The sequence below is a fragment of the Paraburkholderia terricola genome (genome assembly GCF_003330825.1).
Taxonomy (GTDB): Bacteria; Pseudomonadota; Gammaproteobacteria; order Burkholderiales; family Burkholderiaceae; genus Paraburkholderia; species Paraburkholderia terricola.
Map to the genome: position 1 here is coordinate 2,987,858 of NZ_CP024941.1, position 14,180 is coordinate 3,002,037.

Genomic DNA, 14,180 nt, shown 5'->3' on the forward strand with positions numbered 1-14,180 from the left:
GAATTTAACTTTCAGCTTCGGTATCGGGCGGTCTGACGCCCTGTTGTACGAAGCTGCCGGTTGCGAAAATACGGCGTGCGCCCAAGGCGTCTTGTAGAAAGTACAAGACATGGCGACGTCAAAATGAGGCGAGACACCCCCAGCAGGAAAAGACGCGCCGCTTGCGCGAACTTCCCGTTGCGGCATGACCGCAGCCTTCGACCCTCCGGTCACGCGCCCAGTCGGCGCACCGGCGCGAGTGGACGAATGGCTTATGAAGGTCTGCTGGCAGAACCCGCGGCGTGTCGGGTCGTTATTTGAAGCCGTGTTCGCATGTGCCCTGCGGCACCGCGCCCATGTTCAATGGGCCGGGCCCTCTCAGGCAATTCTCCCGCCAATTTTCCCGCTCCAGCGTGCTTGTGAAAACACAATAAGGCGCGGCATGCCGTTGCCCCCTGCGCTCTCGCGACTGACAACCGCGCGGCCAGGGGCCAGGCTAAGCCGCTCTGGAGCCGTTCAATGAAACGCATGTTGTTCAATGCGACGCAGCAGGAAGAACTGCGCGTCGCCATCGTCGATGGGCAAAAACTCATCGACATCGACATCGAAACCGCCGGCCGCGAACAGCGCAAAGGCAATATTTACAAGGGCATCATTACCCGCATCGAGCCATCGCTCGAAGCCTGTTTCGTCAACTACGGCGAAGACCGCCACGGTTTTCTGCCGTTCAAGGAAGTCGCCCGCCAGTACTTCCGCGACGGCGTCGACATGCGCTCCGCGCGCATCCAGGACGCCCTGAAAGAAGGTCAGGAACTGATCGTTCAGGTCGAAAAGGAAGAGCGCGGCAACAAGGGCGCGGCCCTCACCACGTTCATCTCGCTCGCCGGGCGGTATCTCGTTTTGATGCCGAACAACCCGCGCGGCGGCGGCGTATCGCGCCGTATCGAAGGCGACGACCGTCAGGAACTGCGCGAAACCATGGCGCAGTTGCAGTTGCCGGAAGGCATGAGCATCATCGCGCGCACGGCCGGCATCGGCCGTTCCGCCGAAGAACTGCAGTGGGACCTGAACTACCTGATGCAATTGTGGCGCGCGATCGAAGCCGCGTCGCAAAGCGGTTCGGCCGGCCAGCCGATGCTGATTTATCTCGAATCGAGCCTCGTGATCCGCGCGATTCGCGACTACTTCCAGCCCGATATCGGCGAAATCCTGATCGACACCACCGAAATCCATGACCAGGCCCGCGCCTTCATGGACATCGTGATGCCCGACAATGTCAGCAAGGTGAAGCGGTATCACGACGACGTGCCGCTCTTCTCGCGCTTCCAGATCGAACACCAGATCGAAACGGCGTACTCGCGCACGGTGCCGCTGCCCTCGGGCGGCGCGATCGTGATCGACCACACGGAAGCACTGGTCGCGATCGACGTGAACTCGGCGCGCGCCACGAAGGGCGCCGACATCGAGGAAACCGCCGCGCGCACCAACCTCGAAGCCGCCGACGAAGTGGCCCGCCAGTTGCGCCTGCGCGACCTGGGCGGCCTGATCGTGATCGACTTCATCGACATGGAATCGGCCAAGAGCCAGCGCGAAGTCGAACAGCGCCTGAAAGACGCCTTGAAGCACGACCGCGCGCGCGTCCAGATGGGCAAGATCTCGCGCTTCGGCCTGATGGAACTGTCGCGCCAGCGTCTGCGCCCGGCCTTGTCGGAAGGCAGCCACGTGACCTGCCCGCGCTGTAACGGCACGGGCCACATCCGCGATACCGAATCGTCCGCGCTGCAAGTGCTGCGGATCATTCAGGAAGAAGCGATGAAGGAGAACACCGCGGCGATCCACTGCCAGGTGCCGGTCGAGGTCACCGCCTTCCTGTTGAACGAAAAGCGCTCGGAAATCAACAAGATCGAGTCGCGCTTCAAAGTCAACGTCGTGCTGGTGCCGAACAAGCACCTCGACACGCCGCACTACAAGCTGGAGCGCCTGCGTCACGACGATGCACGCCTCGACGAACCGCGCGCTTCGTGGAAGATGGCCGAGGAAGCGGCCCGCGAACTGGAATCGGAAACCGGTTACAGCAAGCGCACCGAGGAAGTGAAGCCGAAGCAGGAAGCGGCGGTCAAGGGCATCACGCCGGAGAAGCCCGCGCCGAGCGCGCCGGTTCGCCCGGTGGCGACAGCCCCGGCTCCGGTCGCGGTGACGCCCGCTGGCGGCGGCTTCATCGGCTGGCTGAAAAATCTGTTCGGCATGCAGCCGGCAGCCCCGGCGCCCGCGGCGCCGGCCACCGCCGAGAAGCAAGCGCGTCCGCAACGCGGCGAGCGTACGGAGCGCGGTGAGCGCACCGGCGAACGCGGCGGCGATCGCAACCGCAATCGCCGTGGCGGCGCAGCCGGCCGCGATGCGGCGAGCCGTGGCGAAGGCACGGGCGGCGGCCGTCAGGCTCAAGGGCAACAGCCGTCGGCGCGTCGCGAGGAACGCGAACCGCGTGAAGGCCGCGAGGCACGCGAGGGCCGTGAGCCGCGTGAAGCACGTGAGCCGCGTGAACCGCGTGCCGGCCGCGAAGGCCGTGAGCCGCGCGAAGGTCGCGAGGGCCGTGAAAACCGTGACCGCGACAATCGCGGCGCCGAGCGCGCGGAAACCGTCGAAGGCGCACCGCGGGGCGAGCGTCCGGAGCGCGGCGAACGCCGTGAACGGGGCGAGCGTGTCGAACGCGGCGAGCGCCGCAAGCAGCAAGCGGAAACCACGGATGCGCTAACGACGCAGCCGGACGCGCAAGCGGCGGAAGAACTGGCGCAAAAGCAGGTCGCGCTGGGTGAAAGCGGTGCGCCGGTCGATCAGGAAGCGGTGGCGCGTGAAGGTGAAGAGCGCCGTCGTCGCCGTCGCGGCCGTCGCGGTGGCCGTCGTGAGCGTGAAGAAGACGTGAACGGCAATCTGGCCGCCGATGTCGCGGAAGCTGAAGGCCAAAACGTCAGCGTGACCGACGAAGCGCCGGTGCGCACGACGCATCAGCCAGTCGAGCATAAGGCTGAAGTCAGCGCCGAAGCCGGCGAAGCGAAGCAGGTGACGCCGGTGGAAGTCGTGGTCGCAGCTGTCGCCACTGAGTCGGCTGTGGTGAGCGAACTGCACGCGGCAACCGAGACGCCGGCTCTGGCCGCCGAGAAGGCCGCCAGGACCGAAACGGTCGTTCCGGTCGCAGAGGCGCCGGCGGCACCGGCGGCAATCGAACCGGCAACGGAAACGCCGGTTGCGCAAGCCGCCGCGGCACCCGTTGAAGCCGCGCAAGCGACGCCGGCCGCAAGTGAAACCGTTTCGCTGGTCGAACCGGTCGCACGTGCCGAAGCTCCGGTTCAGGCGCAGGCTGAAACGCCCGCACCGGCTCCGGCTGCCGAGGCGCAAGCCGCACCGGCTCCGGTGGAAACCGTGGCTCCGGCCGCAGTGGTCGAGACGCCGGCCGCCGAGCCGGCGCCGCAAGCCGAGATCGTCGAACCGCAGCCGATCGTGGCAGCGGTTACGCCGGCGGCGGAACCGGCGGAACCTGCGAAACCCGCGGCGGCCGAGGCGCCTGTCGCCGCCGCACCGTTGGCGACACAGGCTCCGCACGCGGTACGCAATGGCGCCGTGTCGGCGGAAGCCCTAAAACCGGCGCTGGAACAAGCCGGTCTCGTCTGGGTGAACACCGACGCTGAGAAGCTGCGCGCAGCGCAGGAAGCCGCTGCGCAGGCCGCCAAGCCGGCCCGCGTGGTGCGCGAGCGCAAGCCGTTGCCGCCGCTCGATAGCGCGCCGATGCAACAAGTGGAAACGGGCAAGCACACGCAGTAAGCCGCCCCTTCGTCCTCGAAAAGCCCGCCTTCATCGGCGGGCTTTTTTTATGCGCGAGGAAAGCAGGCTGGACACCGCGCCGGACGCGGCTCCCCGTATACCCGCAGAGGCGCCAGGGCTCCATCAGTCGCGCAATGCATTTCCGATAGAATGAACAGGCCGCTTTTCATTCCAGTACCGAGCCAGGCCATTCATGTCCCGACGCATCATCCCTGTTGCCGATCTCAGCGCGGTACCGGTCATCTCCGGCCCGGCGCAGGCGCCCAGCGGCGCGTTGCACGATACGCTCGCCCGGCCGCTGCGCGACCTGCGCATTTCGGTGACGGACCGCTGCAATTTCCGCTGCGTCTACTGCATGCCTCGCGCCGTGTTCGATAAGGACTACGCGTTCCTGCCGCACAGCGCGTTGCTGAGCTTCGAGGAAATCGAGCGCCTCGCGCGGCTCTTCGTCGCGCATGGCGTCGAGAAAATCCGGCTCACGGGCGGCGAGCCGCTACTGCGTAAAAACCTCGAATTCCTGATCGAACGGCTCGCGCGGCTCTCCACGCCGGCAGGCCGCCCGCTCGATCTGACGCTGACCACCAACGGCTCGCTGCTCGCGCGCAAAGCGCAAAGCCTGAAAGACGCCGGCCTGAGCCGCGTGACCGTGAGTCTCGACGCGCTCGACGACACGCTGTTTCGCCGCATGAACGACGCCGACTTCGCCGCGGCGGACGTGCTGGAGGGCATCGCCGCGGCGCAAGCGGTCGGCCTCGCGCCGGTCAAGGTCAACATGGTGGTCAAGCGCGGCACCAACGACAGCGAAATCTTGCCGATGGCGCGCCATTTCAAAGGCTCCGGCGCGGTGCTGCGCTTCATCGAATACATGGATGTCGGCAGTTCGAACGGCTGGAACATGACCGAGGTGCTGCCGTCCGCCGACGTGGTCGCGCGCATTGCCGAGCATTTCCCGCTCGTGCCGCTCGAAGCGCACAGCGCTGCCGAGACCGCCCAGCGCTGGGGTTATGCCGACGGCAGCGGCGAGATCGGCGTGATTTCGAGTGTGACGCGCGCCTTTTGCGGCAGTTGCACGCGAGCGCGTCTATCGACTGAGGGCAAGCTGTATCTGTGCCTGTTTGCATCGTCCGGTCACGATCTGCGTGCGTTGCTGCGCGCCGGGGCGAGCGACGTCGAGATCGCCACCGCCGTCGCCGAAATCTGGCAAAGCCGCGGCGATCGTTATTCGCAACTGCGCGGCAGCAGCGCAGCCGAACCCCACGCGCAGGAAGGCCGCCGCGTGGAAATGTCGTACATCGGCGGTTGAGCCGCGGCGCATGAAGCCAGGCCGCGAACACATCACGGGGCTGGTGCTCGCCGGCGGCCGCGGCATGCGCATGGGCGGTGCCGACAAGGGTCTGCAGGCGCTGCATGGCGAACCGCTCGCCGCGCATGTGCTGAAGCGCCTCGCACCGCAAGCCGGCGCGCTGCTGATCAGCGCCAATCGTCATCCCGAGGCGTACGCCGCGCTTGGCGCGCCGTTCGGCGCCACGGTAGTGGCCGATACCCTGCCCGGCTTTCCCGGCCCGCTGGCCGGGCTGCTCGCGGGGCTGCGCGCGGCCGGCAGCGCTTACGTGCTCAGCGCGCCGTGCGACACGCCTGGCCTGCCCGACGACCTCGGCACCCGCCTCGCGCACGCGCTCGATTCGAGCGAGGCCGACATCGCCACGGTCACGACCTGCGACGCGCAAGGTCAAGTCTCCCTTCATCCGGTGTTCGCGTTGCTGCGCACCGATCTCGCGGACGACCTGTCCGCCTTTCTGGACGCCGGTGAGCGCAAGGTGCGCGCGTGGTACGCGCGCCACAAGACGGTGGAAGTCGCCTTTACCGACGAGCGCGCGTTTTACAATATCAATTCGTTACAAGAACTCGCCGACCTCGAGCGTCATTGAGGCCCCGGTTGAAATCCCGCTCCGGCCGCACGGCAACAGCCGCTCCCGCCTTCGGCCGCGACGTCCAGCTCTTCATGACCACGCTTAACGAATTTTCCCGCTGCGTCGCGCAGTACGATCCCCACGCGCTACCGGTTTCGGCCGCCCAGGCGATCGTCCGGCAGTGGGCGACGCCGGTCACGGCAATCGAACGCGTGCCGTTGCGCGACGCGCTCGACCGCGTGCTGGCCGCCGATATCGTGTCGCCGATCGACGTCCCCTCGCACGACAACTCCGCGATGGACGGCTACGCGTTCAACCGCGCGGCGCTGGCAAGCAATGCGTCCGCCGTCGAGTTGGCGATCGTCGGCAAGGCGCTGGCCGGGCATCCGTTCGCGGGCCGCGTGGATGCGGCGACGCAATGCGTGCGCGTCATGACGGGCGCCTCGATGCCGGCGGACTGCGACACGGTGGTGCCGCAGGAGCTCGTCGAACGGGCCGCCGACGCCGCCTCGATCCGCTTCGCGGCGAATGCCGTCGCCGCCGGCGCCAACCGGCGCCGCGCCGGTGAAGACCTCGCGCGCGGTCATGCGGCACTGCGCGCCGGGCGCATCATGCGGGCGTCGGATCTCGGCCTGCTGGCGTCGCTTGGCATCGGGGAAGTCAACGTGCGGCGGCGCTTGCGCGTCGCCTTCTTCTCGACCGGCGACGAATTGCGCTCGCTCGGCGAACCGCTCGACCCGGGTTCCGTCTACGACAGCAACCGCTACACGCTGTTCGCGATGCTCCGGCGCCTGAACATGGACACGCTCGATCTCGGCGTGGTGCGCGACGAGCCTGCCGCGCTCAAGGCCGCGCTGCGCAGCGCCGCGGCCAGCGCCGACGTGGTGTTGACCTCGGGCGGCGTCTCGGTCGGCGAGGCGGATTTCACCAAACAACTGCTGCAGACATTCGGCGACGTCGCCTTCTGGAACCTGGCAATGCGACCCGGCCGGCCGCTCGCTTTCGGCCGCGTCTGGTCCGGCGAGCGACCGGGGCTCGGGCTTCCCGCGCTATTCTTCGGTTTGCCGGGCAACCCGGTCGCCGTGATGGTGACGTTCTATCAGATCGTGCGCGAGGCGCTGTTGCTGATGTCGGGCGCAACGCCGCAGCCGCTGCCGGTCATTCACGCCGCCAGCCGCCAGGCGATCCGCAAGCGCGCCGGGCGCACCGAATTCCAGCGCGGCGTCGCCGCACGAGACGCGCAGGGGCAATGGCACGTCACGCCAACCGGTTCGCAAAGCTCCGGCGTGCTGAGTTCGATGAGCGAGGCGAATTGTTTCATCGTGCTCGGGCACGATGAAGGCGACATTGCCGAGGGAGAACGCGTCGCTATCATGTTGTTCGACGGCCTCATCTGACGCCTCGCCCGCCGAAGGCGTCCATTACCGGTCATTTGCAGCTGTACCCATTACCACTACGACATATACGGGTTTGACTTACATGAAAAAACAGATCTCGTTCATCGCACCGGGACAAACGGCCAAAGCGCTCATCCTTGTTTACCTGACCTTCTCGGTGCCGATCGTGCTGCTGGGCGTGCTCGTCGCGTTCATCCGGTACGGCTCGGTGGAACTGAGCACGGTGTTCAGCGCGCTGCTGCTCAATGCGATCCTCGGTTTCATCTTGTTGTGGATCGCATGCCACGCGTACAACTGGGTGGCTTCGCGCTTCGGCGGCATCGAAATCCAATTGACCGACGTGCCGGAAGAAGCCTGATGTCCGCAACGATCCGCCCCGCCACGCCGGCGGACACCGGCGCGATCTTCGCGCTGGCGTACGAACTGGCGGAATTCGAAAAGCTCACGCACATCTTTGCCGCGACGGAAGACGGTTTGCGTGACGCGCTGTTCGGCGCGCGGCCCTCGATCGAGGCGCTGGTGGCCGAAAACGAAGGTCGCATCGTCGGCTATGCGCTGTTCTTCCACAATTACTCGAGTTTCGTCGGCAAGCGCGGGCTGTATCTCGAAGACGTTTACGTGCAACCGAGCCAACGCGGCAGCGGTCTGGGCACGGCGCTGTTGCGGCGTCTCGCGGCATTGGCCGTGGAACGGCGGTGCGGGCGATTCGAATGGACCGTGCTGGACTGGAACCAGCCGGCCATCAGCTTCTACGAAAAAATAGGCGCGACGGTCATGCCGGATTGGCGTGTCGTGCGGCTGACGGGGGAGGCGCTCGAACGGCTGGCCCAAGGAGTGGCGGCCTGACTCAGCGCCACGTCCCAAGCCGAAGGAGCGCCCCAACCACCTCAGTGCTCCTCGGACTCCACGCCCGATAACGCATCACCGAGCAAACCGCTCGCCTCTTCGCCCGGCAGCGCCTCGACATCGCGCAGCTTGCGGGTCATGACGCGAGTGCGCGTCTCTGCGGCTTCGATCGAACGCGTGACGGTTTCCAACTGCGCCTTGGTCCTCGCCAGCACGTCGCCGAATTTGCCGAACTCTGTTTTTACCGCGCCGAGCACCTGCCACACCTCGCTCGAACGCCGCTCGATTGCGAGCGTGCGAAAACCCATCTGCAAACTATTGAGCAATGCGGTGAGCGTGGTCGGACCGGCGATCGTCACGCGATAGTCGCGTTGCAGCAGATCGGTGAGACCCGGCCGGCGCAGCACCTCCGCGTACAGGCCTTCGGTCGGCAGGAACAGCAGCGCGAAATCGGTGGTGTACGGCGGCGACACGTATTTCTCCGCGATGCTGCGCGCCTCGGCGCGAATGCGCGCTTCGAGCGCGCGCGACGCCTCTTCCACCGCGATCGGATCGGCACGCTCCTGCGCTTCGATCAGGCGCTCGTAGTCTTCGCGCGGAAACTTGGCGTCGACCGGCAACCAGACCGGCGTGGCCGCGTCCCCCTGCTCGGCCCGCCCCGGCAGCTTGATCGCAAATTCGACGCGCTCGGCGCTCTTCGGCACGGTCGCGACATTTTTCGCGTACTGGTCCGCGGTGAGCATCTGTTCGAGCAGGGCCTCGAGCTGCACCTCGCCCCATGTGCCGCGCGTCTTGACGTTGGTGAGCACCTTCTTCAGATCGCCGACGCCGGCAGCCAGCGTCTGCATTTCACCCAGCCCGCGATGCACCTGTTCGAGCCGGTCGGACACCAGCTTGAACGATTCCCCGAGGCGCTGTTCCAGCGTGGCGTGCAATTTTTCGTCGACGGTGCGGCGCATTTCCTCGAGCTTGGTCGAGTTGTTCGCTTCGATATCCTTCAGCCGCTGTTCGATGGTCGCGCGCACCTCGACGAAGCGGCGATCGTTCGCCTCGGTGAGCTGCCCGAGTTGCAAGCTCAGCGTCTCGCCGAACTGCCTGAGCGTTCGGGCCTGTTCGTCGCGCGCCTGTTGCGCCTGCTGCTGCAGGCTGTGACGCACCGCGTCGAGTTGCTGCGCGAAGCCGTCGATCTTGCCGCCCTGCACCGTCGTCATACTGCTGAACTGCGAGGCCAGCGTTTGTTGAAAGTGCGCGAAGCCGCCGCTCTGCTCGGCACGCGACACGCGCGCCGTCTCGGTGATGTCGTTGCGCAGTTGCCGTTCGAGCCGCTCGTAAGCGTGCGCCTGCGCATCGGCGGCGGCGTCGATACGTTCGCCAAGCAACTCGAACTGCTCGCGCTCGTCGACGCGGCCTTGCCCGCGCATCAACAACGCCAATGCGATCACCAAGGCGATCGCCAGCACCGCGACGGCCGCCACCAGAAGCATTGTCATGAGCGCGCCCGGCCGATGACCTCGGGATTGATCGGGTTCGGCGGCCGGCCGGCGCGCGGGCCTTCGCCCAGCGCCGCGATCAAATTGTCCGCGGCGAGATTCGCCATCGCGCGGCGCGTGGCTTCGGTCGCGCTGGCGATGTGCGGGGTCAGCACGACATTCGGCACCGTCAGCAGGTCGGGATTCAGCTTCGGCTCGCCTTCGAATACATCGAGACCGGCCGCCGCGATCTGTTTCGAGCGCAGCGCCTCGACCAGCGCCGCGTCGTCGACGATCCCGCCGCGCGCGATGTTGGTGAGCGTCGCGCTCGGCTTCATGAGCGCGAGTTCGGCCGCGCCGATCGTGTGATGATTTTCCTGCGTGTACGGCAACACGAGCACGACGTGATCGGCACGCCGCAGCAAGTCCTGCTTCGACACGTATTCGGCATTCAACTCGGCTTCGATCTCCGGCGCGACGCGCGAACGGTTGTGATAGATCACCTGCATGTTGAAGCCTTTCGCGCGCCGCGCCAGCGCCTGGCCGATCCGGCCCATGCCGATCACGCCGAGCGTGGAACCGTGCAGATCGCCGCCGAGAAACGCGTCGTACGCCCACTTCTCCCATTTGCCCGCGCGCAGCCAATGCTCCGATTCGGCGATGCGGCGTGCCGCCGCCATCATCAGCGCCCAGCCGAAATCGGCGGTGGATTCGTTCAGCACGTCCGGCGTATTGGTGCCGAGCACGTTCGCCGCGTTGAACGCCGCCATGTCGAAGTTGTTGTAGCCCACCGCCATGTTCGACACCACGCGCAAACGCGGCGCCGCCGCGAGCACCGCCGCGCCGACCGGATCGCCCGCGGTCAGCGCGCCGTCCCTATCAGCGAGACGGCGCGTGAATTCATCGGCGGGCAATACGTCGCCCTGATTCCAGTCGACGTCGAAATACTGCTTGAGCCGTTCGATCACATCGGGAAAGATCGGACGGGCGACGAGGATCTTCTGCATTGCAATTCTCCGAATAGCGCGTCGAGCTCGACTGTCTCGGCGTCAAAGCCTGCGTCAAAAAAAGAGCCATCCTGTCACGACGAAGAGCGGCAACAACACCGCGCCGGACCAGCCCAGATACGCGAAGAAACCTGGCATGCGAACGCCGCGCGACTCCGCGATCGCTTTCACCATGAAGTTCGGCGCATTGCCGATATACGTGTTCGCGCCCATGAACACCGCGCCGGCCGAAATCGCGGCGAGCGTGGTGGCGCCGGTGGTCATGAGCGTTTGCGCATCGCCGCCGGCCAGGTTGAAGAACACCAGGTAGGTCGGCGCATTGTCGAGAAACGAAGACAACAGACCCGTCGCCCAGAAATACATCGCGTCGTGCGGCTGACCGGCCGAGTCGTTGACCAGATGGACGATGCCAGCGAAGGCGCCGGCCTCGCCCGCGCGCAGGATCGTGATGACCGGCGCGATGGTCAGGAAGATACCGGCGAACAGCTTGGCGACCTCTTCGATCGGCGCCCAGTTGAAATCGTTGCCCGCGCGAGCCGCACGCGGCGTGAATGCCAGCGAGAGCAGCGTGACGCCGATTAGCGCGATGTCGCGCACCGCATTTTGCAAGGCGACGTGCGTGCCGAATACGTCGAACGTCACGCCCGGCTTCCACAGCCCGCTCATCAGCACCAGCGCGACCACCGCGGCCAGAAACAGAAAATTGATCTTGCCGTCCATGCCGAGCGACGGCGAGTCCGGTGTGGGATCGAGAAAGCGCGAGCGCTCTTCCTCGCGCCGATGAAAATAGTACGAGTCCAGTGCATAAAATCCGGCGAGCAACACGCTGCAAACGAACAGCATGGGCAGCGCGAGATGCGTGGTGGTCCAGAAGAAACTCACGCCTTGCAGGAAGCCGAGAAAAAGCGGCGGGTCGCCCAACGGCGAGAGCGAACCACCCGCGTTCGCCACCAGGAAGATGAAGAACACCACGACGTGAACGACGTGCTTGCGGTTGTCGTTGGCGCGCAGCAAAGGGCGGATCAGCAGCATCGCGGCGCCGGTGGTGCCCATGATGCTGGCGAGGACGGTGCCGAGCGCAAGAATCGCCGTGTTCAGGCGCGGCGTGCCATGCAGATTGCCGCGCACGCAGATGCCGCCCGCCACCGTGTAGAGCGCGCTCAGCAACACGATGAACGGAATGTATTCCTCGAGCAACTGATGCACCAGCGTGCCGAGCGCGACGCCCGCGCCGAACGTGAGCGCGAACGGCACGAGAAACACAAGCGCCCACGCTGCCGTGATCTTGCCGAAATGGTGATGCCAGAACCTTGGGGCGAGCAGTGGAAACGCCGCGATCGACAGCAACACGCCGGCGAACGGCAGACCCCATAGCGCCGACAAGGTCGCGCCCTCGAGCGTCGCGGCGCTGGCGAGTTGAGGCCAACCCGCGAGCGTCAGTACGGCGGCGAACATCATGCTCGCCGACACGGCATGCCGTTTCATATTCTTGAAGTCCTTGTCATGACGGACGGCGACTGGTGCCGTGAAAGCCAGCCGCTCGCCCACTCAGGCGCCCTGCACGACGATCACATGGACCCGGTAAGGTCCATGCGCGCCCAGCACGATGGTCTGTTCGATATCGCCGGTGCGCGAAGGCCCGGAGACGAAATTGACGGCGCGCGGAAGTTCGCCGCGCTCGCTGCGGATCAAGGCGAATGCCTCTTCGTGTCCCGCGACGATGCGCGAAGCCGGCACGATCGCAATGTGCGTTTCCGGCAGCAGGCCCGCCGATGCATAGGTCTGCGGCCCGGACAGCAAGACCAGCGTGCCGGTCTCGGCGGTCGCGCAGAAGCAGCCGGTAAGACCGACCACGTCGCCGTCTCGCGGCTTGCGGAACTCGACGGCAAGACCGGCTTCGTCCCACGGCAGATCCTGCAGCGTTTGCCATGCGATCGCCTGCAGCGGCAACGCATGTTGCGTGAGGTAGCGATGCGCCGCGGCCGGCGCTTCGCTCAATGCCTGAACCGTGTCGACCGTGGTCGCCATTTTCTGCGCTTCCTCGATGAAGCGCGCGCTCAGATCGGCCGGCATCTCCGGGCGCGGGCCTAACGGATGACGCGCGAGATAGTCCGCCGCTGCCTCGCGCTCGGAAGCGGACGGCTCGGGCTCGCGCCCTTGCGCCGCGCGGATGCGCGCCAGGATGTTGCGGCGGGCAATCGATGTGTCCATATGCGAGATCCTCGTGTCGACAGCCGTGCGATGTGACGAGAATTATACCGGCCACCCCGCGCGCGAACACCTTGGCCGAACGGCCAGGCTGCGCGTGGGAGCCGCGTATGAACCGCGTTAATTCACGTCTTCTTCCGCCGGCTGCGCGATGCCGAACACCTGCCGCAGATAGGCGAGATAGGCTTTGTCGTCGCACATGTTCTTGCCCGGCGAATCGGACAGCTTCGCCACCGGCTGACCGTTGCAGCGAACCATCTTGATGACGATCTGCAGCGGGTTATAACCGAGGTCGTTGGTCAGATTGGTGCCTACACCGAACGCCAGCTTGCAGCGCCCGCGGAAACGCTCGTACAGTTGCAGCACCTTCGGAATGTCGAGCGCGTCGGAGAACACGAGGATCTTGGTGCGCGGGTCGCAGCGGTTGGCCTCGTAGTGCTTGAGCAGACGCTCGCCCCAGTCGAACGGGTCGCCGGAATCATGACGCGCGCCGTCGAACAGCTTGCAGAAGTACATGTCGAAGTCGCGCAGAAACGCCTGCATGCCGTACACGTCGGACAGCGCGATACCCAGGTCGCCGCGATATTCCTTCGCCCACATTTCAAAGCCGAAGGTTTGCGAGTCGCGCAGCCGCGGCCCGAGCGCCTGGCATGCCTGCAAATACTCATGCGCCATCGTGCCGAGCGGCGTGAGGCCGTGTTTCATTGCGTAGAAGACGTTGCTGGTGCCGGCGAACTGTTCGCCCAGACCGTCTTTCAGCGTGAGGATCACCTCTTCGTGCCACTGCTTCGAGAAACGGCGGCGGGTGCCGTAGTCGGCGATCTTGCAGTCGGCGAATTCCGGGCGCGCGCCTAGCAGTTTCATCTTGTCGACGAGGCGCCCGCGCCCTTCGCCGTAGGCCGGCTCCTGCTGCGTATTGCGGAAATACACCTCGTTGACGATCGCCAGCATCGGGATCTCGAACAGGATCGTGTGCAGCCACGGCCCCTTGATCTCGATGTCGATTTCGCCATTGCCCTTGGGCGACGGTTCAATCGATATGTATTTCTCGTTCAGATGGAACAGCGCGAGAAACTCGATGAAATCGCCCTTGATGAAGCGCATGCGCCGCAAGTAGTCGAGTTCGTCGTCGGTGAAACGCAGTTGGCACAGCTTGCGCATCTCGGCGTGAATCTCGCCGATGTACGGCACGAGATCGACATTCGGCGTACGGCAGCGGAAGCGATACTCCACGTTCGCCGCGGGAAAGTGATGCAACACCACTTGCATCATCGTGAACTTGTACAGATCGGTGTCGAGCAGCGAAGTAATAATCATGATGGTGCGAACTGGACCGCGATAGAAACGGAAGGCCTGACATGGAAGGCCCGACTTGCCCATGCGCATGCGACGCGCCCCGAGCGCGCCGACTGATGCATGTTACCCGAATGCGCCCCCATTCAGCGCGCCGCCGGGCGGCTCTTGCCGGAGCCCATAAACTAATCACGAAAACGTATAAAAGGCGCTATCCGATGCTGCATGCGGCTCTTGACGTTACGTTACAATAAC

The 14,180-nt window shown here is 65.5% G+C and carries 11 protein-coding genes; 6 read left to right on the forward strand and 5 right to left on the reverse strand.

The window, feature by feature from the left end:
• The first annotated feature begins 498 nt into the window (after nucleotides 1–498).
• The 6 genes from CUJ90_RS13275 (at nucleotide 499) to CUJ90_RS13300 (ending at nucleotide 7,948) form a co-directional block, all read left to right on the forward strand.
• Nucleotides 499–3,795, forward strand: coding sequence for an Rne/Rng family ribonuclease (locus tag CUJ90_RS13275; protein WP_114162989.1), 3,297 nt, complete (start codon nucleotides 499–501; stop codon nucleotides 3,793–3,795).
• Nucleotides 3,796–3,988: 193 nt separating this feature from the next.
• Entirely contained in the window at nucleotides 3,989–5,098 is a 1,110-nt protein-coding gene (gene moaA, locus CUJ90_RS13280; protein ID WP_073431780.1) for a GTP 3',8-cyclase MoaA, read from the forward strand.
• A 10-nt stretch (nucleotides 5,099–5,108) separates the two neighbouring features.
• On the forward strand, nucleotides 5,109–5,723 hold the full coding sequence (mobA, locus tag CUJ90_RS13285; RefSeq protein WP_073431779.1) for a molybdenum cofactor guanylyltransferase MobA: 615 nt from the start codon (nucleotides 5,109–5,111) through the stop codon (nucleotides 5,721–5,723).
• 74 nt (nucleotides 5,724–5,797) lie between these two features.
• Nucleotides 5,798–7,102, forward strand: a complete 1,305-nt coding sequence (gene moeA, locus CUJ90_RS13290) for a molybdopterin molybdotransferase MoeA (RefSeq protein WP_114163557.1) — start codon at nucleotides 5,798–5,800, stop codon at nucleotides 7,100–7,102.
• An 82-nt stretch (nucleotides 7,103–7,184) separates the two neighbouring features.
• Nucleotides 7,185–7,460 (forward strand): hypothetical protein, encoded by a 276-nt coding sequence (locus tag CUJ90_RS13295; RefSeq protein WP_073431778.1) that lies wholly within the window; start codon nucleotides 7,185–7,187, stop codon nucleotides 7,458–7,460.
• Nucleotides 7,460–7,948, forward strand: coding sequence for a GNAT family N-acetyltransferase (locus CUJ90_RS13300; RefSeq protein WP_114162990.1), 489 nt, complete (start codon nucleotides 7,460–7,462; stop codon nucleotides 7,946–7,948). The genes CUJ90_RS13295 and CUJ90_RS13300 overlap by 1 nt, the downstream gene beginning before the upstream one ends.
• 41 nt (nucleotides 7,949–7,989) lie before the next feature.
• On the opposite strand, the gene CUJ90_RS13305 is transcribed toward CUJ90_RS13300, so the two are convergent.
• The 5 genes from CUJ90_RS13305 to pncB form a co-directional block, all read right to left on the reverse strand.
• Nucleotides 7,990–9,438 (reverse strand): DNA recombination protein RmuC, encoded by a 1,449-nt coding sequence (locus CUJ90_RS13305; protein ID WP_114162991.1) that lies wholly within the window; start codon nucleotides 9,436–9,438, stop codon nucleotides 7,990–7,992.
• Nucleotides 9,435–10,424 (reverse strand): 2-hydroxyacid dehydrogenase, encoded by a 990-nt coding sequence (locus tag CUJ90_RS13310; RefSeq protein ID WP_114162992.1) that lies wholly within the window; start codon nucleotides 10,422–10,424, stop codon nucleotides 9,435–9,437. Before CUJ90_RS13310 ends, CUJ90_RS13305 begins: the two co-directional genes overlap by 4 nt.
• A gap of 54 nt (nucleotides 10,425–10,478) precedes the next feature.
• Nucleotides 10,479–11,909 carry a sodium:proton antiporter gene (locus tag CUJ90_RS13315; protein WP_114163558.1) on the reverse strand — a complete coding sequence of 477 codons (1,431 nt, stop codon included), beginning with the start codon at nucleotides 11,907–11,909 and terminating at the stop codon, nucleotides 10,479–10,481.
• A gap of 63 nt (nucleotides 11,910–11,972) precedes the next feature.
• Nucleotides 11,973–12,635, reverse strand: a complete 663-nt coding sequence (locus CUJ90_RS13320) for a LutC/YkgG family protein (RefSeq protein ID WP_114162993.1) — start codon at nucleotides 12,633–12,635, stop codon at nucleotides 11,973–11,975.
• Nucleotides 12,636–12,752: 117 nt separating this feature from the next.
• Complete coding sequence (gene pncB / locus CUJ90_RS13325; protein ID WP_114162994.1) at nucleotides 12,753–13,949, reverse strand: nicotinate phosphoribosyltransferase; 1,197 nt, start codon at nucleotides 13,947–13,949, stop codon at nucleotides 12,753–12,755.
• Nucleotides 13,950–14,180 lie beyond the last annotated feature (231 nt).